The sequence below is a fragment of the Streptomyces sp. NPDC042346 genome (genome assembly GCF_055581845.1).
Genome location: NZ_JBVJEH010000001.1, coordinates 1,646,133 through 1,668,560, shown reverse-complemented (window position 1 = coordinate 1,668,560; position 22,428 = coordinate 1,646,133). Strand labels below are relative to the sequence as shown.

Here is a 22,428-nt window from a genome sequence, read left to right as displayed (position 1 = left end):
CGTACCGCCGCTCCCCCGCCCCGCGCGGGGGTTTCGCCCGGCCCGGGAACGCCTCGGGGGCGACGACCGGAGGTTCCGGTCGTCGCCCCCGGGGACGGGCGTACGAGGCTCAGCCGGCGAGCTTCGCCAGCGCGGCGTCGATGCGCGCCAGGGACTTCTCCTTGCCCAGGATCTCCAGGGACTCGAAGAGGGGCAGGCCGACCGTGCGGCCGGTGACGGCGACGCGGACGGGGGCCTGGGCCTTGCCGAGCTTGAGGCCGTGGGCCTCGCCGGCGGCCAGGACCGCGTTCTTGAGGGACTCGGGGTCGCTCCAGTCGGCGTCCACGAGCTTCTCGCGGGCGGTCGTGAGCAGCGCGGCCGGCTCGCCCTTCATCGCCTTGTCCCACGAGGGCTGGTCGAAGACCGGCTCGGGGAGGAAGAGGAAGTCGACGTTGGCCGTGATCTCCGAGAGGACCGTCATCCGGGTCTGGGCGTGCGGCGCGATGGCCTCCCAGGCGGCGCGGTCGAAGTCCTCGGGCGCCCAGTTGGCGTGCGGGGCCTTGAGCCAGGGCTCGCAGGCCTCGGCGAAGGCCTTCACGTCGAGCATGCGGATGTGGTCCGCGTTGATCGACTCGGCCTTCTTGAGGTCGAAGCGCGCCGGGTTGGCGTTGACGTCGGCGATGTCGAACTTCGCCACCATCTCGGGGATGGTGAAGATGTCCTGGTCGGCGGAGAAGGACCAGCCGAGCAGGGAGAGGTAGTTCAGGAGGCCCTCGGGGAGGAAGCCGCGCTCCCGGTAGAGGTTGAGGGAGGCCTCCGGGTCGCGCTTGGAGAGCTTCTTGTTGCCCTCGCCCATGACGTACGGCAGGTGGCCGAAGGCGGGGATCTCCTGGGCGACGCCCAGCTCGATCAGCGCCTTGTAGAGCGCGATCTGGCGCGGGGTGGAGGAGAGCAGGTCCTCGCCGCGCAGGACGTGGGTGATCGCCATCAGGGCGTCGTCGACCGGGTTGACCAGGGTGTACAGCGGGGCGCCGTTGGCGCGCACGATGCCGTAGTCCGGGACGTTGTCCGGGGTGAAGGTGAGCTCGCCGCGGACCAGGTCGGTGAAGGTGATCGGCTCGTCGGGCATCCGGAAGCGGACGATCGACACGCGGCCCTCGGCCTCGTACGCGGCCTTCTGCTCGGCGGTGAGGTCGCGGCAGTGGCCGTCGTAGCCGGAGGGGCGGCCGGCGGCGCGGGCGGCGGCGCGGCGCTCGTCGAGCTCCTCGGTGGTGCAGTAGCAGGGGTACGCGTAGCCACCGGCGAGCAGCTTCTCGGCGACGTCCTTGTAGATGTCCATCCGCTGCGACTGGCGGTACGGCGCGTGCGGGCCGCCGATCTCCGGGCCCTCGTCCCAGTCGAGCCCGAGCCAGCGCAGCGAGTCGAGCAGCTGGTCGTACGACTCCTCGGAGTCGCGGGCCGCGTCGGTGTCCTCGATGCGGAAGACCATGGTGCCCTCGTTGTGCCGGGCGAAGGCCCAGTTGAAGAGAGCGGTGCGGACCAGGCCCACGTGGGGGTTGCCGGTCGGCGAGGGACAGAAACGGACGCGGATGTTCGCGTTAGCCACGCTTGATCACCTTATTGGTGAGAGTGCCGATGCCTTCGATGGTGACGGCGACCTCGTCGCCGACGTTGAGGGGGCCGACCCCGGCGGGGGTACCGGTGAGGATGACGTCGCCCGGGAGCAGCGTCATGGCCTCGCTGATGTGGACGACCAGGTCCTCGATGGAGCGGATCATGTCGCTCGTCCGACCCAGCTGGCGCTGTTCGCCGTTGACCGTGGCCTGGATGGTCAGGTCGCTCGGGTCGAGGTCCGTCTCCACCCAGGGGCCCAGGGGGCAGGAGGTGTCGAAGCCCTTGGCGCGGGCCCACTGCTTCTCGCGCTGCTGGGCGTCGCGGGCGGTGACGTCATTGGCGCAGGTGTAGCCGAAGATGACGTCCTTCACGCGCTCGCGGGGCACCTCACGGCACATGCGGCCGATGACCACGGCCAGCTCGGCCTCGTGGTGCAGCTCGTTGGAGAAGGAGGGGTACTCGATGGCGTCGCCGGAGCCGATCACCGAGGTGGTGGGCTTGAAGAAGGCGACGGGTACGTCGGGGACCTCGTTGCCGAGTTCGGCGGCGTGCTCCGCGTAGTTGCGGCCGATGCCCACGACCTTGTTGGGGAGCACGGGCGGCAGGAGCCGTACCTTGCTGAGCGGGACCTTGGTGCCGCTGAGCTCGAAGTCGGTGTACGGGATGCCCTTGATGATGTCGAGGACGAGGCCGCCGGACTCGACGGTTCCCTCGCCCTCGACGGCGCCGAAGGCCACATTGCCGTCGATGGAGAATCTGGCGATGCGCACGAGTGCTGTCGCCCCTCACTTGGTACTGGCTGGAGTCTGACGCTCCAGGCTAACGCGGCGAGGGGGCGGCCGACCGGCGGTGTCGGCGGTGTCAGCGGGAGGCGGAGGCGTACGGGGCCGGCTCGTAGGGGGCGGGGGCCGTCATGAGGACGGTGCGGCGCGGGTTGGCCGTCTGCCCGGGGAGTTCGGCGGCGTACTCCGGCAGGAAGGCCCGGCCGAGCTGCGCGGCGTCCTCGAGGTGGGCGAGGGTGGAGCGGCGCGGGTTGGCCGTCTTGTGGAGCGTCGCGGTCTTCGTGTCGTTCATGGCGGTGTTCAGACCCTGTCCCGGGAGGGGCGCCCTTGCGGGCGCGCGAGCATCGTGTAAAGCGTCAGGCTAAACATGCGATTCCCTTCGAATGCATGGCTAAGACATCGATCATCGTGTGAGTTTGCTCACCAATCACTCCACATTTCGGGCATTACGGACTGCCATGAGCCGTCACGGAAACGGGCATTACGGCACTGAATGCTCTATTCCGCTCCTGATCATGGCGACTGGGACACACGGGTACGCGGAGACATTGGAGGGGAAAAGTCCGAAACCTCCGTGATCATCTTCTACATGGGGTGACACGTCGAGTACGGGTTGTCATCCCCCTACGCGCACGACACGGGGCCCTTGTTGGAGATCCGGCACTGTGCTGGAATTCCACGCACCGTCGCGGGTTTCAAGCCGGCGCGCAGGGGGCGCAACGCAGCGCCGGTTCCGAGTGGCGGGGAAGGGGGAACTGCGCCGGTCACCGACGACCACCATGGGGCGCATCCTGCGTCCCCACGACGCCGACACCGTCCTCTCCGTTCACCCGGAAGGACGCCTGGTCCAGAGGTTGCGACGCTAGTGCAGGGACGTTTCAAGAGGGATGGCTCGGGGTCTCCCCAGGCCCGTCAGGGCCGAGCCGAAGCTCCGGCGGAGCAGGAACCGCGTGCCGGGACCGACCGCGGTCCCTCGGCCTCGCACACCCCCAACCAGGGTCAGGGACCGACCGGCGACGGCGGTGAGGGCAGGCGCACGAGCGCCAAGGCCGCACCGACCGAGTCCGCCGCGGCTCCCGCCACGCCCAAGACCAGGTCCGAGAACGAGGTCGGGCCGCGAATAGCCCTGCGCAACTGGCGCATCTCGACGCGTCTCGTCGCCCTGCTGACCCTGCCCGTGGTCGCGGCCACCTCCCTGGGCGGTATCCGCATCAGCGAGTCGCTCAAGGACATCGAGCAGCTCGACCACATGCAGCTGCTGACCAAGCTGACCCGTGAGGCGACCGGTCTCGCCCAGGCCCTCCAGGCCGAGCGCGACCTCTCCGCCGGCCCGCTGGCCAACGGCAGGCCCACCAGCGACTACCAGATCGCGACCCCGCGCAAGCGGACGGACCGCGAGTACAAGGACTTCCTCGACGCCACCAACGAGATCCCGAACGCCGAGAACGACGACGCGCTGCGGAGCATCCGCCAGAACGTCAACCAGATCGCCTCTCAGGTCATCGGGCTCCACACGATCCGCGGCAACGCCTACGAGAAGGGCGTCTCCCACTCGGTGACGGTCGAGGCGTACAGCCGTCTCATCCGTTCGCTGCTCAGCCTGTCCCAGGACATGGCGCAGGCGACCAGCAACCCCGAGATGATCAAGCGGACCCGGGCGCTCGCCGCCTTCTCGTCCGCCAAGGAGTACGCCTCCATCCAGCAGGCGATCATCGCCGGCGCGCTCCCCCCGAGCGACAAAACCCGCGGCAAGATCCAGCAGGGTGACCGCCTCTACGGCGAGGCCGCCTTCAACTCCGAGGGCGTCGAGCTCAAGTCCTTCCGGGCGATCTACGAGAACACCGGCGGCGACGCCGAGGAGCTGACCGCCGTCCTCAACACCGGCGACCCGTCGATCACCGCCGCCGAGAAGTACGCCGAGCGCGTGCTGAAGTCGGACGAGGCGATGCCCGGCGGCACTCCGCGCGGTCACCTGAACTTCACCGACGAGTACGGCACCAAGATCACCGCCATGAACCGCATCGAGCTCATCCTGCTCGGTGAGATGGAGACCATGGCGCGTCAGCTGCGGCAGGAAGCCCAGCGCGACGCCGTCATCAACGGTGCCCTGATCCTCCTCGTCCTCGGTGTCTCGCTCATCGGCGCCTTCATCGTGGCCCGGTCCATGATCCGCTCGCTGCGCCGGCTCCAGGACACCGCGACCAAGGTCGCCCAGGACCGACTGCCCGAGCTCGTCAAGCAGCTCTCCGAGTCGGACCCGCAGGACGTCGACACCTCCGTCGAGTCCGTCGGTGTGCACTCCCGGGACGAGATCGGCCAGGTGGCCGCGGCCTTCGACGACGTGCACCGCGAGGCCGTCCGTCTCGCCGCCGAGCAGGCCCTCCTCCGGGGCAACGTCAACGCGATGTTCACCAACCTCTCGCGCCGCTCCCAGGGCCTCATCCAGCGTCAGCTCTCGCTCATCTCCGAGCTGGAGTCCCGCGAGGCCGACCCGGACCAGCTGTCCTCGCTGTTCAAGCTGGACCACCTCGCGACCCGTATGCGCCGGAACGGCGAGAACCTCCTCGTCCTCGCCGGCGAGGAGCCGGGCCGACGCTGGACCCGCCCCGTCCCGCTGGTCGACGTGCTCCGCGCCGCCGCCTCCGAGGTGGAGCAGTACGAGCGCATCGAGCTGGCCGCGGTCCCGGCGACCGAGGTCGCCGGCCGGGTCGTCAACGACCTCGTGCACCTCCTCGCCGAGCTGCTGGAGAACGCCACCTCGTTCTCCTCCCCGCAGACCAAGGTCCGCGTCACCGGTCACGCGCTGCCCGACGGCCGCGTGCTCGTCGAGATCCACGACACCGGCATCGGCCTCTCCCCCGAGGACCTCGCCGCGATCAACGAGCGGCTCGCGTCGCCGCCCACCGTGGACGTCTCGGTCTCCCGCCGCATGGGTCTCTTCGTGGTCGGCCGCCTGTCCCTGCGACACGGCATCCGGATCCAGCTGCGGCCCTCCGACTCGGGCGGCACCACCGCGCTCGTCATGCTTCCCGTCGACGTCGCCCAGGGTGGCAGGAAGCCCATGCCCAAGCCGGGCGGCGGCGGCCAGGGCGCGATGCCCCCGGGCGCCTCGGCTCCCGGCGGCAGGCTCCCCGGCGGCCCCGGCCCGGCCGGCGGCCCCGGCGGCGGACGCCCCGGCGGTCCCGGTGCTCCCGGCGGTGCGCCCTCGTCGGCGGCCGGCCGGCTCGGTGCCGGTGCCGCCCGCGGTCAGGTCGGTACGGGCGCTCCGCGCGCCGCGCTGCCCGGCCGTGACGGCGCGCCGCTCACGGGTGGCCCCCAGCCGTCCCGTACCCAGCAGCCGCAGCACGCGCAGCTGGACCAGACCGGGCAGCTGCCGCAGGTCCCCCAGGCTCCGCAGGCCCCGCAGCAGGACCCGCTGCGTCCGGCCCCCGGCGCGGGCGGTCTCATCGGCGGTGCCGCGAGCGCCATCCCGTCCCGTACGGACGTGTGGGGCAACCAGGGCGGCCGGCAGGCCGGACCGGGTGCTCAGCAGCAGGCTCCGCAGGGCGAGCAGGCCGCCGCCTACGGCGCCCCGCGCGCCGAGCTGCCGGGCGGCAACCCGCAGCCGCAGCGCCCGCAGGCCGCGAGCTGGGGCAACGACCCGGCGCAGCAGCCGGTCCGGCGCCCGCAGCAGGAGATGAGCCCGCTGGACGCCCCGCGCGGTCACGAGGACCCGGAGACGACGGGCCGGTACGCGGCTCCGGCGGCCCCCCAGGGTCCCGGTTCCACGGGCCAGTTCCCGCGTCCCGACTTCGGCGCGCCGCAGCAGGCCCCGCAGGGTCAGCAGGCGCCTCAGGCCCCGCAGATCCAGGCGTACCAGGGCGGTGTGCAGGACCCGGCGTCGACGGCGCAGTTCCCGCGCCCCGACTTCGGTGCGGCGCAGGGTCCCGGCTCCACGGGCCAGTTCCCGCGTCCCGACTTCGGTGCGGCGCAGGGTCCCGGCTCCACCGGTCAGTTCCCGCGCCCGGACTTCGGCGCACCGCAGCAGGCGCCCCAGCAGCCCCAGCACGCACAGCAGCAGCAGGGCTACCAGGGCGGCCAGCAGCAGCAGTTCGGCCAGCAGCCGTACGTCCAGCAGGCCCAGCAGGCTCCGGCCCCGCGGCAGCGGACCGGCGGCGCCGACTTCGGTGCCCCGCGTCCGGCGAACGAGCAGGCCGAGCAGCCGCGTCAGCCGCAGCTCCAGCAGCCCCGCCGTCCGGAGGCGCTGCCGCCGGCCGGTGCGGGCGACGGTCGTACCCCGCTGTACGACACGCTGGAGACCAACTGGTTCCACCAGGAGCAGGGTCAGCAGCAGGCCGCGCAGCAGGGTCAGGCCCCGGCCGCCCCGCAGGGTCAGGCTCCGGCCGCACAGCGTCCGGCCGGAGGCCCGGCCGGCGCCGGTGCCGGTGACGGCCGGCAGAACGGCGGGGCCGCCTGGCGGACCTCGCCCAACGACGAGTTGGTGCGTCAGGCCGAGCGGGTGCGCAAGCCCGCGGCCGGCGGCGTCACCACCTCCGGTCTTCCCCGGCGCGTGCCGAAGGCCAACCTCGTACCCGGGACCGCACAGGAGCAGGCGCACACGGCCGGCCCCCAGGTCTCGCGTGCACCCGACGACGTCCGCGGCAGGCTCACCAATCTGCGCCGCGGCATCCAGCAGGGCCGACAGGCCGGTAACTCGACCACGGGTAACCACCACCTCGGTCCGAACCATCAGCAGGAGCGTTAGTTGAACGCGATGAGCCAGGCGGCGCAGAATCTGAACTGGTTGATCACCAACTTCGTGGACAACACCCCCGGGGTGTCCCACACAGTGGTGGTCTCCGCCGACGGACTCCTGCTGGCCATGTCCGAAGGATTCCCCCGCGACCGCGCCGACCAGCTCGCGGCGGTCGCATCCGGACTGACCTCGCTGACCGCGGGTGCGTCCCGGATCTTCGAGGGGGGCCCCGTCGCACAGACCGTGGTGGAGATGGAGCGCGGCTTCCTCTTCCTCATGCAGGTCTCCGACGGCTCCTCGCTGGCCGTGCTCGCCCACCCCGAGTGCGACATCGGCCTCGTGGGCTACGAGATGGCGCTGCTGGTCGACCGGGCCGGCAGCGTCCTCACCCCGGATCTCCGCGCGGAGCTCCAGGGCAGCCTGCTCCACTAGCAGACCCGTCACACCGAAAGGGCGGTACGCCCCTCCGTACCGCCCTCGACATGTTCATCGTCCGGCCGCCCCATCCGGCCCCCCACCGGCCCCATCAGACGGCGGAAGTTCGCTGTCACGCCCGGAGGATTCATGACCCCGCCCCCCGCCTCTCACGATCCGTACGGCGCCTCAGTCGACGAGTACGGATACGAGGGCGACCAGCCGCTGGTGCGTCCTTACGCGATGACCGGCGGCCGGACCCGGCCGCGCTACCAGCTCGCCATCGAGGCGCTGGTCAGCACCACGGCCGACCCGGCGCACCTCGCCACACTGCTGCCGGAGCACCAGCGCATCTGCCACCTGTGCCGTGAGGTCAAGTCGGTGGCCGAGGTGTCGGCGCTGCTTTCGATGCCGCTCGGTGTCGCCAGGATCCTCGTCGCCGACCTGGCAGAGGCCGGCATGGTGGCGATCCACCAGCCGGGCAACGGAGAGACCGGCGGCACGCCGGACGTGACACTGCTCGAAAGGGTGCTCAGTGGACTTCGCAAGCTCTAGCGGCGGCGCCGGCTCTGCCGGCCGGTCGACCACCAGCGCGAAGATCGTCGTGGCGGGCGGCTTCGGCGTGGGCAAGACCACGTTCGTGGGCGCCGTCTCGGAGATCAACCCGCTGCGTACCGAGGCCGTCATGACCTCCGCCTCGGCGGGGATCGACGACCTGACCCACACCGGGGGCAAGACCACCACCACGGTGGCCATGGACTTCGGCCGCATCACCCTGGACCAGGACCTGATCCTGTACCTCTTCGGTACCCCGGGCCAGGACCGCTTCTGGTTCATGTGGGACGACCTGGTCCGCGGCGCCATCGGCGCCGTCGTCCTCGTCGACACCCGCCGCCTCGCCGACTGCTTCCCCGCCGTCGACTACTTCGAGAACAGCGGCCTCCCCTTCGTCATCGCCCTCAACGGCTTCGACGGACACCAGCCCTACCAGCCCGAAGAAGTCCGCGAAGCCCTCCAGATCGGCCCCGACACCCCGATCATCATCACCGACGCCCGCCACCGCGCGGACGCCAAGAGCGCGCTCATCACCCTCGTCGAGCACGCCCTCATGGCCCGCCTGAAGTAGCGGGCCGCAGGACCGGACGGCCCGTCGGACGATGGACGGGCCCGTACGTTTGTCATATGCCTCCGCGAGGGGGGACCTGTGTCCTTCGACACGGCCGCCCCCGCGTTCATAACGTTTCGACAGAGAATTGGGGCGCCTCGGACACCCGACGCATCCGATCGGTGTCACTGCGCTCACATGAGCCCCGCCATTTGGCGGGGCTCGCTCTTTATGCCCGTTTTATGTCAGGCCTGGACCACTGAAAGCGGTCGCTTCCCACTGTTTGGAACGGACCCCCTTCACGTGCTGCAATTCATGAACTCCCGAGTAGTACGGCCCTGAACGAAACACCGGCACAACGTAGGTGCCGACGCCGAGAGGTTGTTGGTCGAGTGAGGCGCAGCAAGGAAAGCTCCGCGGAGCAGGAGACGCGGGGCAACTTCACCCCGCCGTCGCGCACAGCGGTGTCGCCCGCGGACGTGCCCGTGACACCGCCGCCGACGGCGGCCGCCCCGGGCAGTTCCAGCAAGCTGTCGCCGCGCAACTGGCGGGTGCCCACCCGTCTGAACGCGATCCTGCTCATACCCGTGCTCGTCGGCCTCGTCATGGGCGGCTTCCAGGTCAAGGGAGCGATCGACACCTGGCAGGAGGCGCAGGACGCCGAGAAGACGGCCCTCATCGTGCGGGCCGCCTCGGAGTACAGCACCGCGCTCCTCAACGAGCGCGACCTCACCGCCGGTCCCCTGCTCGCCGCGAAGACCCCCGAGGACCGCAAGGCCGACGAGGTCGAGCAGGCGTACGCCGCGACCGACGCCGCCCGTCTGAAGTTCGACGAGGCGGCCAAGAACCTCCCCTCGGGCCAGGGCCTGGAGCGCCGTCTGCGGCTCTTCAAGGACGAGGAGCCGAAGCTCGACGCGCTCCGCAAGGTCGCGTACAGCCGCTCCCTCGACCCGGTGAACACCCAGCTCGGGTACACCGGCGTCCAGCACTACCTCACCGAGTTCTCCAACGAGCTCGGTCTCGGCACCGGCAACGTCACCACCTACGGCCGCAGCGTCTACGCCGTCCAGCTCGCGAAGGGCGCCGAGTCGCTCCAGCGCTCCATCGGCACCCAGCTCCTGGTCCGGCCCAGCCGGACGGAGGAGGTCTTCGCGCAGCAGTCGGTGGCCTTCAACTCGTACAACTACCTGGAGCAGATCGCCCTCGGCGAGTACAGCTCCGGCGGCATGCCCGAGGACGTCGAGCTCCTCAAGAAGGTCATGGCCGGCAAGGCCGCCGAGGGCGCGAAGCAGATGCAGGCCGCCGACGTCGAGCTGCCCAAGGGCAAGGACGGCTCCGTCTACTCCGGCGTCGCCTCCGCGATCGGCACCGCCAAGAGCCCCGAGGCCCTGGCGGCCCTGAAGTCGAAGGGCATCACGGCCGAGAGCTGGATGGCCGTCGCCACCGCCAAGTTCGAGGGCTACACCGAGGTCGAGAAGGCACTCGTCGACAAGGCCGTGGCCGAGGCCGCCAAGATCTCCGACGAGGCCAAGACGGACGCCTGGGTCATCGGCGCCACCGTCGTCATCGCCCTGCTCGCCGCCTTCATCCTCGCCGGGATGATGGCCCGCCAGATGAGCCGCTCGATGCGCGAGCTGCGCACCGCGGCCTTCGGCATCGCCGAGCAGCGCCTGCCGATGCTGGTCGACCAGCTGTCCCGTACCGAGCCCGGCCGGGTCGACACCCGCGTCCAGCCGATCCCGATCGACTCGCAGGACGAGATCGGCGAGGTCGCCCGCGCCTTCGACCAGGTCCACCGCGAGGCCGTCCGGCTCGCCGCCGAGCAGGCCATGCTCCGGGGCAACGTCAACGCGATCTTCACCAACCTCTCGCGCCGCAACCAGTCGCTGATCGAGGGCCAGCTGACCCTCATCACCGAGCTGGAGAACAACGAGGCCGACCCGGACCAGCTGGAGAACCTCTTCAAGCTGGACCACCTGGCGACCCGTATGCGCCGCAACGGCGAGAACCTCCTCGTCCTCGCCGGCGAGGAGCCGGGCCGCCGCTGGGACCAGCCGGTGCCGCTGGTCGACGTCATGCGCGCCGCCTCCTCCGAGGTGGAGCAGTACGAGCGCATCGAACTGGCCGGCGTGCCCGAGGCCGAGATCCACGGCCAGGCCGTGACCGACCTCGTCCACCTGCTCGCCGAGCTCCTGGAGAACGCCACCACGTTCTCCTCCCCGCAGACCAAGGTCCGCGTCACCGCGACCCGTCTCCCCGACGGCCGCGTGATGGTCGAGATCCACGACAAGGGCATCGGCCTCACCGCCGAGGACTTCGCGGACATCAACCACAAGCTGGCCGACCCGCCGACCGTGGACGCCGCCGTCTCGCAGCGCATGGGCCTCTTCGTGGTCGGCCGCCTCGCCGACCGGCACGGCATCCGGGTCCAGCTGCGCCCCTCGGGCGAGCAGGCCGGGACGACCTCGCTCGTCATGCTGCCGGACGCGATCACGCACGGTGGTGGCGGCGAGCAGCCGGTCCACGACGACTTCACCGTCTCGCAGATCATTCCCCAGCAGCAGCAGACCGCCTTCGAGGCTCCGGCACCGCAGGCGATGCTGACCGCCGCCGATCTGGGCTTCGACGACTCGCGCTACGAGGAGCAGGGCGACGGCGAGCGCGAGCTCGACCCGGTCAACCGCTCCCTGATGCGCGAGGGCCGGCGTGCGAACCTCGAAGCCCAGGCGCAGGGCGGCGACCGTCCGCTCTTCCGCGACGAGTCGGAGCCCGCGGCGCAGGAGTACGGCCAGGGGCAGCAGGACTTCGGCCAGGGCCAGGAGTACGCGCAGACCGAGGCGTACGGCCAGGAGTACGGCCAGGGCCAGGAGTACGCGCAGCCCCAGGAGCAGGCGCAGGAGTACGCGCAGCACCAGGAGTACCCGCAGCAGCAGTACGGCCAGGGTCAGGAGTACGCCGGCGAGTACCCGCAGCAGGGTTACGAGGCGTACCCTCAGGCCGGCTATGCGGAAGCCTCGTACGAGGCCCCGGCAGTCGAACACCAGCAGTACGGCAATGCGTTCGATCCCCAGGCCCAGCAGGGTGAGTGGCCGGCGCAGAGCGCCTACCAGGGCGGCTACGGGCAGCAGTACGGAGCAGAAGCGGAATCTGCTCCGGCCGCTCCCGAACAGGCCCGCGACCGCGTAGGCTTCGACCGTCCGGGTCCCACTCCGAACCCCGCCCCGGACGCCGGCCACGCGCTGACCGACGCAGGTCTGCCGCGCCGCGGCAGCGTCGCCCCGCAGACGCAGCAGGCGCAGCGACAGGCACCGCCCGCGCAGGCCCAGCAGCCCGCGCCGGCGCAGCAGCCGGCTCAGGCCGAGCAGCCGGCGGGGTCGGTAGAGCAGCAGGACGCCGCCGAAGGCCCCGAGGCCTGGCGCTCGGCCAACGACGAGCGCTGGCAGCGGGCCGGGAAGCTGAAGGACCCGAAGGCGGGCGGGGTCACCTCGTCCGGTCTTCCCCGACGGGTCCCGAAGGCCAACCTGGTCGAGGGCACCGCGGAGCAGACGCCGCAGGGCGGCCCCCAGGTCTCCCGCGCACCCGAGGACGTGCGGGGCAGGTTGAGCAACCTGCGCCGCGGCGTCCAGCAGGGACGCAACGCGGGAACGGACACGAACGGATCGGGCCTCGGCCCGGGCAGTACCTACAACCAGGAGCGTTAGTGTGAGCATGAGCCAGGCGGCGCAGAATCTGAACTGGTTGATCACCAACTTCGTGGACAACACCCCTGGGGTGTCCCACACCGTGGTGGTCTCCGCCGACGGACTCCTGCTGGCGATGTCCGAGGGCTTCCCTCGTGACCGAGCCGACCAGCTGGCGGCCGTCGCCTCCGGACTGACCTCGCTGACCGCGGGCGCGTCCCGCATCTTCGAGGGCGGTGCCGTCAACCAGACCGTCGTGGAGATGGAGCGCGGCTTCCTCTTCATCATGTCCGTCTCGGACGGCTCCTCGCTGGCCGTACTCGCGCACCCCGAGGCCGACATCGGTCTCGTGGGTTACGAGATGGCCCTGCTGGTCGACCGGGCGGGCAGCGTCCTGACTCCTGACCTCCGGGCGGAGCTTCAGGGAAGTCTTCTCAACTAACAGACAGACAGTGCGTATCTCGCCACCGCACCGTAAGGTGCGGTGGCGCGGTTCCAAGGGACATGGACCGCGAGGCAGTCGGAGGAGGAGACGTGGGAACACCCCCGGGCGCAAGCCATTACAACGGATACGACGCGCACCAGGCGCCGCTGGGCGACACCGCGCAGAACCGGTTCAACTTTCCCTCCGCCCCCAGCAGACAGGGCGCGTCGCAGTCCTACCGGCAGCCTCAGGCCCAGCACACCCCCGCGGGTTCGCCGAGCGCCCCGCACTCTTCGTCCTCGGGCGGTTCGGGCGGGCACAACCCGCTCGTGCGTCCGTACGCCATGACCGGCGGCCGGACCCGGCCGCGCTACCAGCTCGCCATCGAGGCGCTGGTCAGCACCACGGCCGATCCGTCAAGGCTCCAGGGGCAGTTGCCCGAGCACCAGCGGATCTGCCGGCTGTGCATCGAGATCAAGTCGATCGCCGAGATCTCGGCCCTGCTCTCCATTCCTCTCGGCGTTGCCCGGATCCTCGTCGCCGACCTGGCAGAGGCCGGACTTGTCGCCATTCACCAGCCAGGCGGCGACGAGGCCGCCGGCGGCCAGCCAGCCGTGACACTGCTCGAAAGGGTGCTCAGTGGACTTCGCAAGCTCTAGCGGCGGTGCAGCCCGCTCAACCACCAGCGCGAAGATCGTGGTGGCGGGCGGCTTCGGCGTGGGCAAGACCACGTTCGTCGGCGCCGTCTCGGAGATCAACCCGCTGCGTACCGAGGCCGTCATGACGTCTGCGTCCGCGGGCATCGACGACCTCACGCACACCGGCGACAAGACGACGACGACTGTCGCCATGGACTTCGGCCGCATCACCCTGGACCAGGACCTGATCCTGTACCTCTTCGGTACCCCGGGCCAGGACCGCTTCTGGTTCATGTGGGACGACCTGGTCCGCGGCGCCATCGGCGCCGTCGTCCTCGTCGACACCCGCCGCCTCGCCGACTGCTTCCCCGCCGTCGACTACTTCGAGAACAGCGGCCTGCCGTTCGTCATCGCCCTCAACGGCTTCGACGGACACCAGCCCTACCAGCCCGAAGAAGTCCGCGAAGCCCTCCAGATCGGCCCCGACACCCCGATCATCATCACCGACGCCCGCCACCGCGCGGACGCCAAGAGCGCGCTCATCACCCTCGTCGAGCACGCCCTCATGGCCCGCCTGCGGTAGTCCCTGCGGACGTCCGTACGGATCTTCCCGCGGAGGCCCCGCGCACCGGACCGGTGCGCGGGGCCTCCGTCGTTTCCCGGTCGGGGCGCGAGGGGTACGCCGAAGGCCCCCGCTCCGGGTGGGAGCGGGGGCCTTCGGGTGCGGCGGGGGGTCAGCCCTGCCAGGAGTGGGAGGGGCGGAAGCCCGACTGGCGCTCCAGGCGGCGCCAGCCGGCCGTGGAGCGGCCGTCGTGCGTCTGGGTGGGCTGGGCGGACGCGCGGGCGAGCAGGACCGCCGTGATGGCGGCGAGCTCCTCGGGGTCGGCGTGGCCCTTCTCTACACGGAGAAGATTGGCAGGGGTGGTCACTGGTGTGGCTCCTCTTACTGAGGCGGGTTGCCGTGCTTGCGGGACGGCAGGTCGGCGTGCTTGGTGCGGAGCATCGCGAGGGACCGGGCGAGCACCTGGCGGGTCTCGGCGGGGTCGATGACGTCGTCGACCAGGCCGCGCTCCGCCGCGTAGTACGGGTGCATCAGCTCGGCCTTGTACTCCTTGACCATGCGGGCGCGCATGGCGTCGGAGTCCTCGGCCTCGGCGATCTGCTTGCGGAAGATCACGTTGGCGGCGCCTTCGGCGCCCATGACCGCGATTTCGTTGGTGGGCCAGGCGTACGTCAGGTCGGCGCCGATGGACTGCGAGTCCATGACGATGTATGCGCCGCCGTACGCCTTGCGCAGGATCAGGCTGATCCGGGGCACGGTCGCGTTGCAGTACGCGTAGAGCAGCTTCGCGCCGTGGCGGATGATTCCACCGTGCTCCTGATCGACGCCCGGCAGGAAGCCGGGTACGTCCAGAAGGGTGATGATCGGGATGTTGAAGGCGTCGCACATCTGCACGAAGCGGGCGGCCTTCTCGGAGGCCTCGATGTCGAGGACACCGGCCAGCGACTGGGGCTGGTTGGCGACGATGCCGACGACCTGGCCGTCGAGCCGGGCCAGGGCGCAGATGATGTTGCGCGCCCAGCGCTCGTGGATCTCCAGGTAGTCGCCCTCGTCGACGAGCTCCTCGATGACCTTGTGCATGTCGTACGGACGGTTGCCGTCGGCGGGCACCAGGTCGAGCAGCACGTCGGAGCGGCGGTCGGCCGGGTCCTCGGAGGCGACGGTGGGCGGGTTCTCGCGGTTGTTCTGCGGGAGCATCGACAGGAGGTAGCGGACCTCCGCGATGCAGGTCTCCTCGTCGTCGTACGCGAAGTGCGCGACGCCCGAGGTCTCGGCGTGCACGTCGGCGCCGCCGAGGCCGTTCTGGGTGATCTCCTCGCCGGTGACCGCCTTGACGACGTCCGGGCCGGTGATGAACATCTGCGAGGTCTCGCGGACCATGAACACGAAGTCGGTCAGGGCGGGGCTGTAGGCCGCGCCGCCGGCGCACGGGCCGAGCATCACCGAGATCTGCGGGATGACGCCCGAGGCCTTGGTGTTGCGCTGGAAGATGCCGCCGTAGCCGGCGAGCGCCGAGACGCCCTCCTGGATACGGGCGCCGGCGCCGTCGTTCAGGGAGACCAGCGGAGCACCGGCCGCGATGGCCATGTCCATGATCTTGTGGATCTTCGTCGCGTGGGCCTCGCCCAGCGCGCCGCCGAAGATCCGGAAGTCGTGCGCGTAGACGAAGACCGTGCGGCCCTCGACCGTGCCCCAGCCGGTGATCACACCGTCGGTGTACGGCTTCTTCGCCTCCAGGCCGAAGCCCGTCGCCCGGTGGCGGCGCAGCTGCTCGACCTCGCTGAAGGAACCGGCGTCGAGGAGCAGCTCGATGCGCTCGCGAGCGGTCAGCTTGCCCTTCGCGTGCTGGGCCTCGGTGGCGCGGTCACTCGGGCCGCGGAGCGCCTGCTCGCGCAGGACGTGCAGCTCGGCCACTCGGCCACGGGCGTCAGCGGGCTCGCTCGGGATCTGGTCCACAACGGTCATGTACCGACCCTACGAAGTCGGACAAGAAAACCCTGCCGTCGACTCCGTACAGTCTCCCGTGTCGATTCCTGGTGGGGCTGGACAGAACCGTGGCCTGTCCAGCCCGAGTCAACAGCCAGACACCCCTCGTGTTTGTGGGGTTCTCACATAGCCATGGGCGGGGCTCAGACGAGGACCTCGCAACGGTGGGTGGCGCCCGCCGTACCGGGGGTGATCCGCAGCCGGAGCGAGCGGCCGGTGCCGAGCACCTCCACGGAGGGGTCGTGGGCGAGGACCCGGCGCACCGGGTGGTCCCAGACCAGCTCCAGCGGCTGCCCCGTGCGGGGCGGTTCGGCGACCCGGAGATCGAGCACCGAGCGGCGCCTGCGGACGAGGACGCTCGCCGGGGCGGTGACCGTGAGCGGGCCCACCGTACCGGCCTGCCAGAAGTTCGCCGCGGTCAGTCCGAGGGACGGGACGGCGACCGCCTGCCGCTCGGCACCGTTGTCGAGAACGTGCAGCCAGTCCGGGTCGGCGGCGCGGGCGGCGATCCGGCCCCGCGAGGCGCCGGGCATCAGGACGTACGCGTACGAGGCGGCGACCGGGTCGGTGCCGTGGTCGAGCCAGAGCGTCCGGTACCGGCGGGTGCGGCGCTCGGTCGAACTGGTGGTGTTGATGTCGCTCCAGGCCCCGGTGCGGTCGTCGAGGAGGGTGTGGAGGTTCCCCGTGCCCTGCGGTGCGGCCCCCTCGGGGAAGACCCAGCCGCCGTGCCCCTCCAGGTGCGCCCAGCGGTCGCCGGTGGTGAAGGCCTGGGTGCCGGCCTCGCCGAGGAGGCGGTTGTCGACGACCGTCTCGACGGGCACTCCGTCGGTCGCGGTGATCCCCGCGCCGAGGCAGATGACGGCGTCCGCCGCGCAGAACCAGGACTTGCGGGCCTCCAGGGTGGAGCCGAGGCCCTTCAGGTGCTGGCCGACGGCCGCGTACGCGCCGTCGGTGGCCCCGCCGACCCACCGTACGGCCGGCTTGGGCGCGCCCCACTCGCCGCCGGCGCGGTCGGCGAGGCGCTTGGTGGAGACGGTGGTGCCGGGGAGGCGGTACGGGTCGACGGTGGGCCAGAACCAGTCGGTGTACTGGTCGCCGAGGTCCGGGGTCCACCAGGACAGCATGCCGGCGCCGGTGTGCCAGCCGCGCGGGTTCTCGCCGTTGCCGCACTCGTAGTACGAGATCCGCTGCGAGGCCATGGCGATGTTGGCGGCCCAGCCGGGGCGGCGGTGCACGGCCCGGTCCATGGCGGCGAAGAGCCGGTGTCCGGTGGGTTCGGGGGCGGCGGGGACGGGGGCGGCGGCCACGGCGTGCAGCCGGGCGAGGTCGGCGACGCCGAACTGGCGGGCGGCGAGGATCGGGGAGACGGTGTCGCGCTGGATCCATCCCTTCACGCGCGCGTGCCAGCGGTCGCGCTCGGCGGCGGAGGCCCCGCCGGCGAGGAGGGCGATGGCCGCGATGACGCCCTGGCCGTGGAAGTGGTCGGAGCGCATGATCTGCCGGTCGTCGTTCTTGAGGTACCCGCGGCTGATCGCGCGGCCGTTGACGCTGTCCATCATCAGGCCGTCGAGGATGAGGGGCGCGTAGGCCTTCTCGACGCTGTCGAGGACGATCTGCCGGTTCGGGTCGGTGACGGCCCAGGTGGATCCGGCGAGGAGAGAGAAGAGACGGCCGAGTCCGTCGAGCATGACCTGGCCGTAGGTGCCGGAGTAGGCCACCCAGGTGTGCTGGACGAAGGAGCCGTCGGCGTAGAGGCCGTCGCCCTGGGTCACGTACGGGAAGACGGGCGAGAGGGCGTCGCGGGCGAGGGCGATCTTGGCGGGGTTCGCGCCGAGGACCCCGCGCAGCGCGACCGAGCGGCACAGGTCGACGCGGTTGGCGCCGGTGGAGGTGCCGCTGTAGTCCGCGAGCACCGCGTCGGGGACGAAGTGGTCGACGGCGGCGCAGGCGGCGGCGATCCGCTCGGCGCCGAGGTGCGGGTGGAGCGCGGCGACGATGTCCATGAGGAGGCGGGGGCTGCCGATCTGCCACTCCCACCAGTTGCCGTAGCGCGGGGCGCCCGCGCGGTAGACCGTGGCGGAGAGGTGGTCGAGGCCGGTCAGGACGTCGGCGAGCAGCGTCGGGTCGCCGGTGAGGCCGGTGCCGGGCTGCGCGTACGCCTGCGTCATGGTCCACAGGCGGCTGTAGCTCTGGGTGATGCCGGCCGGCGGGTCGAAGGCGACCCCGGGCCAGAGGGAGGCGGGCGCCGGGGCCATGGAGGCGCGGAACGCCCGGGCGAGCGTGCCCGTCTCGGCGAGCTTGGAGGCGTACGGCTCGGCCCCGGCGTCGAAGCCGGAGCCGAGCGCGAGGTCGAGCCAGCGGAGCCGCAGCGCCTCGAACTCGCCGTCCGCCGCGTGGGCGGGGGACGACGGGAGTCCGAGGGCCGCGGCCGCGGCGGAGGCGGTGATCAGGAACGTGCGGCGGGACCAGGCGGGGACGGGCACAGGAGCCTCCCGGGGGAAGTGGTGGAGACCGTTCGGCGCCTGGTGTAACACCGGTTTTCCGACGCAATCAATGAGCACGGCACGGGTGGGCACCGGTTCGCCGAAAGCGCTTACCGCCTTGTGACGGCTGCTCAGCCTCCGCAGTGGAAGCGGGCGTTCCCCCAGTCCGCGTGGTCGTTGCCGTTGCCGTCGCCGCCGTCGCCGACCACCAGGTCGACATAGGAGGCGCCGGTGACGTCGGCGGTCAGCGACCAGGCGGCGTCCGTGGCCTTGAGGACCGGGGACGTCACCTTCTCCGTGCCGTCCGCGAGCACGCTGAACCGGACGGTGCCGCGGCTGGTCTGGACGTCGTCGACGCCGACGTCGGCGGTGAGGGAGGTGCAGCGACCGCCCAGGTAGTAGCGGACCGTGGCGGGGGCGTGGCTGCCGAGCCCCTTGGCGTACGTCACTCCCCCGATCCGCAGCGGGGAGCCGTCGCCGGTGCCGGTCTCGCCGTTGGAGAGGTCGCGCTCGACGGGTCCCCAGCCGTTGGTGGACGAGGTCCAGTCGAGGTCGCTCGCCCAGCTGTCGGCGGTGGGCGGCGGCGGCAGGGTGCGGACGGTGGTGGCGGCGGTGAGCTTCCGCGCGCCGTCCCCGAGGGTGTACGCGACCTCGGCGCCGAGCGTGTACGGCCGGTAGGGGGCGTCCACGGGCGGGGTGACCCGCCAGGTGACGGTGGCGCTGCCGCCCGCCGCGACCGGGTCGAGGGCGACGGGCGCGGCCGGTTCGGCGGTCCAGCCCTCGGGGAGGGTGAGCGCGGCCCGGGCGCCGGTGATCGCGGCGGCCTCGTCGTTGGTGAGGGTCGCCGTGACCTCGTTGGCGTGGCCGGGCTCCAGGGTCTCCGGGGCGGTGACGGCGAGGGTGCCGCAGGCGGCCCGCTCGGCGGCCGGGCCGAGGTCGGTGGCGGTGAAGGAGTCGAGGACGAAGTCGGCGCCGTCGGGGGCGTCGCCGCGCTTGCGGAGCCCGGTCCAGGTGTCGCCGCAGCCGGCCGTCACGGTCTCGGAGAAGTGCCCGGTGGTCCGCTGCTGCCCGATCGGGGTGCGGCGGGTCTCGACGGCCGGTCCGGTGCCGGTCGTGCGGTCGTAGCCGGTGACCCACTCGTAGGCGCCCGCGTGGCTGGACTGGTAGTCGTACTCCACGCGGTAGGTGTGGCCGTCCTTCATCGGGACGGTCCAGGGCGCGGTCCGGTAGACCAGGCCGCTGTTCTCGTCGTGCGACTTGAGGGACTCGGCGCCGCCGATGACGTCGTCGATCAGTTTTCCGTTCCAGCCGGCCTGGGTGTACGGGGCGTGCAGCTGGGCGATGTGGGTGCGCGGGTCGGTCGTCCCGCCGGAGTCGCCCTTGAGGAAGGGGCCCCAGCCCTGGTCGACGGCCTCGAAGTCCTCGTACGCTGCCGATCCGGCCTTGACGGCGGGGTCGTTGGCCACGATCCGGACGTCGTCGATGCGGACGGCTGCCGGGCTGCCGCCGGCGGCCTGGATCCTCAGTGTGGTGGCGCCGCGCGCCGGTGCGGTGAAGGTGACCTTGGCGCGCTGGAAGCGGGTGCCGTTCCAGTCGGAGGCGGCGACCCGGTCGTCGAGGGTCGAGCGCTCGACGGTGACGGTCCGCCCGCCGATGGAGAGGGTGGTGGGGCGCGTCGCGCCGGGTTCGACCTCGACGAGGGCGGAGGCGGTGTACCGCGCGCCGGGGGTGAGCCCGGTGATCCGCTGCTGTACGGACGCGGTGGCCGAGCCGCTGAGCTTCGCGCTGTTGCGGCCCTGGGCGTCGGTGTCACGGGCGACGGTGCCCGCCTTGGACCAGCCGCGGAGCTTGGTGTCGTTGAAGCCGGGGTCCTTCACCGGGGTGCCCTGGCCCCACTGCGGGGCGGGTTGCGCGGGTGCGCGGTCGGGGTGGAGGACGTACGGCTGCCCGGCGACGGCGTCGAGGGTGATCTTCCCGTCGACGGGCCGCACGGTCGCGGTCTTCACGCGGCCGTTGTCGGTGAGCCGGTACACGGTGTACGAGCGGGTCCCGGCGGGGACGGCCCAACTCGTGGTGCCCCCGGCCTTGTTGTAGTGGTAGAGCTTCCCGGCTCCGCCGTCGGTGTCCCAGGGGAGGAGGTAGGTCTCGCCGTCGAGGACCTTGCGGCCGTCCTGGTAGAAGGTGCGCCGGCCGTTCTCGACGGTGCCGCGGACGCCGCCGGTGAAGGTGATGTCGTTGCCGTTCCAGCGGGTGATCGTCTGCTGCTGGAGGTACTTGGCGGGGAGGTTCCGCTGCCAGATGTTGGCGGTGAAGTCGTTCCAGTCGGTCTCGCCGGTCCAGCCCTCGAAGTCGACGAGCGCGGTCTGGCCGAGGACGGGGTGGTTGTTCCAGACGTCCTTCTCGCCGTTGCGGATGAACCGGATGATCTGCGAGTTGAGGCCCTTGTTGGTGGCGCCGCCGTAGTCGAGGTCGTTGGCCCAGTGGGACCAGAGCGAGGAGCGCTCGAACTTCTCGGACCACTCGGTGGCGACGTTCCAGCCCTGCGCCTGGACGGCCTGCATCGTCTTGTCGGCGATCCAGCCGTGCGTGTAGTAGACGTCGATGTAGAGGGTGGAGAGGCGGGGGTCGGTCTCGTCGCGGAGCTGCTGGAAGCGGCGGGCGAGGTCGCCGCTGTTGATGTCCCTGCGCTGGTCGATGTAGTAGCTCTGGTTGAGCCAGTTCCAGCCGGGCTTGGTCTTGTCGACGAGGGTCTCGCTGAAGTTCTTCGCCTCGGGGTACGACTCGGTGGCGTTGACGTGGACGCCGAAGTCCGCGCCCCACTTCCCGCCCTCCTTGAGGAGGGTGTTGAGGTCGGCGAGGCCGCCGGCGCGCTTGTTGTAGTTGCCGCCGTAGTCGGGGTGGGCGGAGTCGTGGCCCTCGGAGCCGTAGCCCTTGAGCAGGGCGAACTGGCCGAGTCCGTCGGTGGCGAGCGAGATCCGCTTGACGTCGTCGAGGGTGCGCAGGAAGGGGTGGGTGGCCTGTGAGGCGAAGTTGAACGGGATGTGGGCGACGACCCGGTCGGGGGTCTGCTCGCTGCCGGGGGCCTTGATCCCGATCGTACGGAAGGCGAGGGCGCCGTCCTGCCAGTCGGTGGCGCCGTCGGCGTTGGCGTCGGGGGTGACGACGACCTTGGCCCAGGGCAGGTCGTCGCCGCTCTCGGGCCGCGGGGCGCCGGCGCCCCGGTAGGTCCACTGGCCGGACCAGACGCCGACGCGGGTCTCGGTCGCGGTCGTCCTGGCCTGGTGCCAGAAGCGGGCGCCGTCGCGGGCGGAGGCGCCGGTGGGCTTGTCGTAGCTGGAGTTGGACTCGACGGCGGCGGCCAGCTGTCCGGTGTTGACGATCGCGTAGCTCGCGCCGACCGCCGCGCTCTCCGCCGGGGTGGCCGCGGTGACCTGGGAGAAGACGTCGGCGGTGCGGGTGGAGTCCGGGTCGAGGCGGGTGAAGGCGGTGGCGGCGCCGCCGTCCGACGAGCCCACGGAGACGAGGTCGTGGCCGGGGATGTCGAGGGTGCCGACGCGGAAGGTGTCGGTGTCGCGGACGGCGGTGACCCGGAAGGTCGTGGTCCGGCCCTCGACGCTCAGGCGCGCGTCGATCTCGACACCGGGCAGGGCCGGGAAGGCGAGGGTGTACGCGGCGGAGGCGGCCGTCAGGACGGGGGCGCCCTTGGCCTGGACGGCGTAGCGGGTGCCGTTGAGGACGACCTGCGTGACCGGGGCCGTACTGCCGAGGAGGCGGGCGCCGCCGGCCCGGTCGGTGTACGAGAGGACACGGGGGAAGTCCTCGGCGACGGCGACGGAGAGCTGGGCGGAGGAGATGACGGCCGAGGCGGTGTCGGCCGTGGCCGTGGCGGCGTCCTCGGCGAGTCGCGCCCGGGGCTCGGCCACGGCGGGCCCTGCGAGGGCGAACACGGCGGATGAAGCGGCGGCGAGCGCGCAGGCCGCACGGATTCTTCGCGAAGGGGGGAGGGACATGCGCACTAGTTGGCCC

General features: G+C 71.4%; 15 protein-coding genes. 8 read left to right on the top strand and 7 right to left on the bottom strand.

Annotated features, from left to right (window positions below; all coding sequences use genetic code 11):
- Positions 1 to 109 precede the first annotated feature (109 nt).
- From gltX to ACZ6K0_RS07805, 3 genes are all read right to left on the bottom strand, one after another.
- Positions 110 to 1,585 (bottom strand): glutamate--tRNA ligase, encoded by a 1,476-nt coding sequence (gene gltX, locus ACZ6K0_RS07815; RefSeq protein WP_376409443.1) that lies wholly within the window; start codon positions 1,583 to 1,585, stop codon positions 110 to 112.
- Positions 1,578 to 2,363, bottom strand: coding sequence for a fumarylacetoacetate hydrolase family protein (locus ACZ6K0_RS07810; RefSeq protein ID WP_376409440.1), 786 nt, complete (start codon positions 2,361 to 2,363; stop codon positions 1,578 to 1,580). The genes gltX and ACZ6K0_RS07810 overlap by 8 nt, the downstream gene beginning before the upstream one ends.
- Before the next feature lie 91 nt (positions 2,364 to 2,454).
- Positions 2,455 to 2,667, bottom strand: a complete 213-nt coding sequence (locus ACZ6K0_RS07805) for a hypothetical protein (protein ID WP_376409438.1) — start codon at positions 2,665 to 2,667, stop codon at positions 2,455 to 2,457.
- 573 nt (positions 2,668 to 3,240) lie between these two features.
- Here ACZ6K0_RS07805 and ACZ6K0_RS07800 point away from each other — a divergent pair.
- The 8 genes from ACZ6K0_RS07800 (at position 3,241) to ACZ6K0_RS07765 (ending at position 13,954) form a co-directional block, all read left to right on the top strand.
- The gene (locus ACZ6K0_RS07800; RefSeq protein ID WP_469227552.1) at positions 3,241 to 7,119 is read left to right on the top strand and encodes a sensor histidine kinase; all 3,879 of its coding nucleotides are present in this window, start codon (positions 3,241 to 3,243) and stop codon (positions 7,117 to 7,119) included.
- Positions 7,120 to 7,128: 9 nt separating this feature from the next.
- Positions 7,129 to 7,542 (top strand): roadblock/LC7 domain-containing protein, encoded by a 414-nt coding sequence (locus tag ACZ6K0_RS07795; RefSeq protein ID WP_015036421.1) that lies wholly within the window; start codon positions 7,129 to 7,131, stop codon positions 7,540 to 7,542.
- A gap of 132 nt (positions 7,543 to 7,674) precedes the next feature.
- Positions 7,675 to 8,079 carry a DUF742 domain-containing protein gene (locus ACZ6K0_RS07790; RefSeq protein WP_024756254.1) on the top strand — a complete coding sequence of 135 codons (405 nt, stop codon included), beginning with the start codon at positions 7,675 to 7,677 and terminating at the stop codon, positions 8,077 to 8,079.
- A complete protein-coding gene (locus tag ACZ6K0_RS07785; protein WP_024756255.1) occupies positions 8,060 to 8,650 on the top strand; it encodes a GTP-binding protein in 591 nt (196 codons plus the stop codon). The genes ACZ6K0_RS07790 and ACZ6K0_RS07785 overlap by 20 nt, the downstream gene beginning before the upstream one ends.
- Before the next feature lie 371 nt (positions 8,651 to 9,021).
- The gene (locus ACZ6K0_RS07780; protein ID WP_469227553.1) at positions 9,022 to 12,330 is read left to right on the top strand and encodes a sensor histidine kinase; all 3,309 of its coding nucleotides are present in this window, start codon (positions 9,022 to 9,024) and stop codon (positions 12,328 to 12,330) included.
- Positions 12,331 to 12,337: 7 nt separating this feature from the next.
- Positions 12,338 to 12,751: a roadblock/LC7 domain-containing protein gene (locus ACZ6K0_RS07775; RefSeq protein WP_053725133.1), complete on the top strand. Its 414-nt coding sequence runs from the start codon at positions 12,338 to 12,340 to the stop codon at positions 12,749 to 12,751.
- A 92-nt stretch (positions 12,752 to 12,843) separates the two neighbouring features.
- On the top strand, positions 12,844 to 13,392 hold the full coding sequence (locus ACZ6K0_RS07770) for a DUF742 domain-containing protein (RefSeq protein WP_376409427.1): 549 nt from the start codon (positions 12,844 to 12,846) through the stop codon (positions 13,390 to 13,392).
- Entirely contained in the window at positions 13,373 to 13,954 is a 582-nt protein-coding gene (locus ACZ6K0_RS07765) for a GTP-binding protein (protein WP_024756258.1), read from the top strand. The genes ACZ6K0_RS07770 and ACZ6K0_RS07765 overlap by 20 nt, the downstream gene beginning before the upstream one ends.
- Positions 13,955 to 14,105: 151 nt before the next feature.
- On the opposite strand, the gene ACZ6K0_RS07760 is transcribed toward ACZ6K0_RS07765, so the two are convergent.
- The 4 genes from ACZ6K0_RS07760 to ACZ6K0_RS07745 all read right to left on the bottom strand — a co-directional run bounded on the left by ACZ6K0_RS07760 (position 14,106) and on the right by ACZ6K0_RS07745 (position 22,412).
- A complete protein-coding gene (locus ACZ6K0_RS07760; protein WP_376399554.1) occupies positions 14,106 to 14,300 on the bottom strand; it encodes an acyl-CoA carboxylase subunit epsilon in 195 nt (64 codons plus the stop codon).
- 14 nt (positions 14,301 to 14,314) lie between these two features.
- Positions 14,315 to 15,898, bottom strand: coding sequence for an acyl-CoA carboxylase subunit beta (locus ACZ6K0_RS07755; RefSeq protein ID WP_376399557.1), 1,584 nt, complete (start codon positions 15,896 to 15,898; stop codon positions 14,315 to 14,317).
- A 164-nt stretch (positions 15,899 to 16,062) separates the two neighbouring features.
- Complete coding sequence (locus ACZ6K0_RS07750; protein WP_376399560.1) at positions 16,063 to 18,402, bottom strand: polysaccharide lyase 8 family protein; 2,340 nt, start codon at positions 18,400 to 18,402, stop codon at positions 16,063 to 16,065.
- A 131-nt stretch (positions 18,403 to 18,533) separates the two neighbouring features.
- A complete protein-coding gene (locus tag ACZ6K0_RS07745; RefSeq protein ID WP_469227554.1) occupies positions 18,534 to 22,412 on the bottom strand; it encodes an endo-alpha-N-acetylgalactosaminidase family protein in 3,879 nt (1,292 codons plus the stop codon).
- Positions 22,413 to 22,428: the final 16 nt, after the last annotated feature.

Excerpts from the sequence above, each read along its gene's own strand:
- ACZ6K0_RS07795 (WP_015036421.1), top strand. The coding sequence starts at position 7,129 with ATGAGCCAGGCGGCGCAGAATCTGAACTGGTTGATCACCAACTTCGTG.
- ACZ6K0_RS07775 (WP_053725133.1), top strand. The coding sequence starts at position 12,338 with ATGAGCCAGGCGGCGCAGAATCTGAACTGGTTGATCACCAACTTCGTG.
- ACZ6K0_RS07755 (WP_376399557.1), bottom strand. The coding sequence starts at position 15,898 with ATGACCGTTGTGGACCAGATCCCGAGCGAGCCCGCTGACGCCCGTGGC.
- ACZ6K0_RS07790 (WP_024756254.1), top strand. The coding sequence starts at position 7,675 with ATGACCCCGCCCCCCGCCTCTCACGATCCGTACGGCGCCTCAGTCGAC.
- ACZ6K0_RS07805 (WP_376409438.1), bottom strand. The coding sequence starts at position 2,667 with ATGAACGACACGAAGACCGCGACGCTCCACAAGACGGCCAACCCGCGC.
- ACZ6K0_RS07745 (WP_469227554.1), bottom strand. The coding sequence starts at position 22,412 with ATGTCCCTCCCCCCTTCGCGAAGAATCCGTGCGGCCTGCGCGCTCGCC.